Source organism: Haloferax profundi (assembly GCF_001469865.1).
In the GTDB taxonomy this organism is placed as follows: domain Archaea; phylum Halobacteriota; class Halobacteria; order Halobacteriales; family Haloferacaceae; genus Haloferax; species Haloferax profundi.
In genome coordinates this window covers 1-2,239 of record NZ_LOPV01000073.1, presented here as the reverse complement: position 1 = coordinate 2,239, position 2,239 = coordinate 1, and the positions used below count along the sequence as shown (strand labels likewise).

The following is a 2,239-nucleotide window of genomic DNA, read 5'->3' as shown; positions in this document are numbered from 1 at the left end:
GAGGGGTGCACCGAGCCACGGACCTAAATCTGCAGGCAGGGTAGGTGTTCGTATGGTAGACGTGGCCTCTGCAGACTGGCTTTCGGCGCACCTCGGTGACGTCCGCGTCGTCGACGTACGCGATGGATGGGAGTTCGACGGTATCGGTCACCTCCCGAACGCCGTCTCGATTCCGTTCGACGAGTTCCGCAGCGCAGAGGGCGACGTGGGGATGCTCCCCGGCAGCGACGTGTGGAGCGAGTTGCTGTCGAACGCGGGCATCTCGGCCGACGACGACATCGTCGCCTACGACGACATGCACGGCGTCTTCGCCGCCAGATTCCTCGTGACGGCCCTGCTGTACGGCCACGACCCGACGAACCTCCACCTCCTCGACGGCGACTTCAGCGCGTGGACCCGCGAGTACGAGACGACGACCGAAGCATCCGACGTGCCGGACGCGACCTACGAGGTGTCTGACCCGTCGGCGTCGCCGCTGGTCGACTTCGAGACGGTCGAAGCAGCGCTGGACGACTCGGAGACAGTCATCGTCGACACCCGCGACGCGGCGGAGTTCGAAGAGGGCCACCTTCCCGGCGCGGTCAACCTCGACTGGCGCGAACTCGTGGACGACGAGACGCGCGGATTGAAGTCGCGAGACGACCTCGACGCCATCCTCGAACCGGCGGGAATCACGCCGGACCGCCGAATCGTCCTCTACTGCAACACGGCACGCCGAATTAGCCACACCTACGTCGTCCTCTCGCACCTCGGCTACGAACACGTCGAGTTCTACGAGGGGAGCCTCACGGAGTGGGAAGCGCGCGACGGTGCACTCGTCGAAGGGTAGTCACGGAGAGTCGCCGCCGACCAACCGAGCACAGAGTCTGCGTCACGGTGGGGCCCCGGTCGCTTCGTCCGAGTCTGCGTCAGACCCAGAACCGGGGCCTGTCGCCGAGTCAGAAGCGTCAGACTCGACCGTTGCCTCTGTCGCATCCGCGGGGGCGCGTCCGTTTTCGACGTCTAGTTCGTCACCCAACAGCGACACCGACTCCGCGAGGAGGGCGACGACGAGTGGCCCCGCGATGATACCGACGGGACCGAGGCTGAGGAGGCCACCGACGAACCCGACGAAGTAGAGACTTCCCGGCAGGTCGGCCGTCTCTCTCGCGAGACGTGGACGGATGAGGATGTCCGGAAGCCACGCGATGGCGAACCCACCGACGACGACGACGAGGATGGCGGCGACGAAGTCGCTAACGGCCACGTGATACAGCGCCATCAGCGCGAGGAGGAAACTCGGGCCGACGATAGGGATGAACTGGAGGATGGCGGCCACCGTCGCCAGCGTGATGACGAAGTCGTACCCGAGCACCGAGAACACCGCGAACGCGATGAAGAACGTCCCGACGGCAGTCGCCGCCTGCAAGACATAGATTGCGAAGAGCGTCTCTCGGGCGCGCGTGTTGAGCGAGGTGGCCACGTCGTGGTACTCTACGGGGACCAACGCGAGGAGCGTCTGTCCGACCGAGTCGCCGCCGAGGACCAGCGAGAAAACCAAGAACCCGAACAGGGTGAGTTTGATGAGGACGACAGGTGCTGCCGTGGCGACAGACCGACCGATGGACCGAATGAGCGAGAAGAGAACCGTGAGAGCCTCGTCGAGTGTCACCTCGTAGGCCATCCCGAGAACCTCGAACGAGAGTGACTCCGGCAAGAGCGACGCGAGTACGAAGAGGTCGTTCAGTCGGAGAAAGAAGATGACGAACAGCGGTGCCAGAACGACGGACGCACCGACGGCGGCGACGACTGTCGCGATAGCACTCCCTCCCCACCGAGACACGCCACGGACTTCCAGACGGCGTCTGAGCGGGATGAGGAGGTACGCGACGGTGATGGCGAAGAACACCGTCGCCAGTACGTCCAGAAGGATGAACGCCGCGAGCAGCGAGAAGAGCGCGAGGACACCGCCGAGGACGTACAGGCGCGAATTACTCACCCGTAGAGATTCTCTCGCTGAGAGCAAAATCGTTCCGCCGACTGAGAGGTTCGGACGTGTGGCAACCACGACGGCGACCCACCGAGACGACGAACACCACGGCGATTAAATATCACCGAGTACAACAACCGAGTAATGAAACGACGAACCTTCCTCAAAGCTGCCGGCGCAAGTGGGACGGCCGCGCTCCTCGCCGGGTGTACCGGTGCGTCGAACAGCGAGCCCACGACGGCAGAATCGGGCGGCGGAGCGGAGACGACG

Annotated in this window: 3 protein-coding genes; 2 read left to right on the top strand and 1 reads right to left on the bottom strand. The window is 64.4% G+C overall.

Annotated elements, in window-relative coordinates; all coding sequences use genetic code 11:
- The first annotated feature begins 52 nt into the window (after nt 1-52).
- Nucleotides 53-829 (top strand): sulfurtransferase, encoded by a 777-nt coding sequence (locus AUR66_RS03800; protein WP_058571181.1) that lies wholly within the window; start codon nt 53-55, stop codon nt 827-829.
- A 42-nt stretch (nt 830-871) separates the two neighbouring features.
- Here the strand turns inward: AUR66_RS03800 and AUR66_RS03795 are convergent, their stop codons facing one another.
- On the bottom strand, nt 872-1,978 hold the full coding sequence (locus AUR66_RS03795) for an AI-2E family transporter (protein WP_058571180.1): 1,107 nt from the start codon (nt 1,976-1,978) through the stop codon (nt 872-874).
- Nucleotides 1,979-2,113: 135 nt separating this feature from the next.
- Here AUR66_RS03795 and AUR66_RS20355 point away from each other — a divergent pair.
- A partial coding sequence (locus tag AUR66_RS20355) for a twin-arginine translocation signal domain-containing protein (RefSeq protein WP_157532985.1) occupies nt 2,114-2,239 on the top strand: 126 nt, incomplete at its 3' end.

Coding starts and splice junctions, on each gene's coding strand:
- AUR66_RS03800 (WP_058571181.1), top strand. CDS start 53: ATGGTAGACGTGGCCTCTGCAGACTGGCTTTCGGCGCACCTCGGTGAC.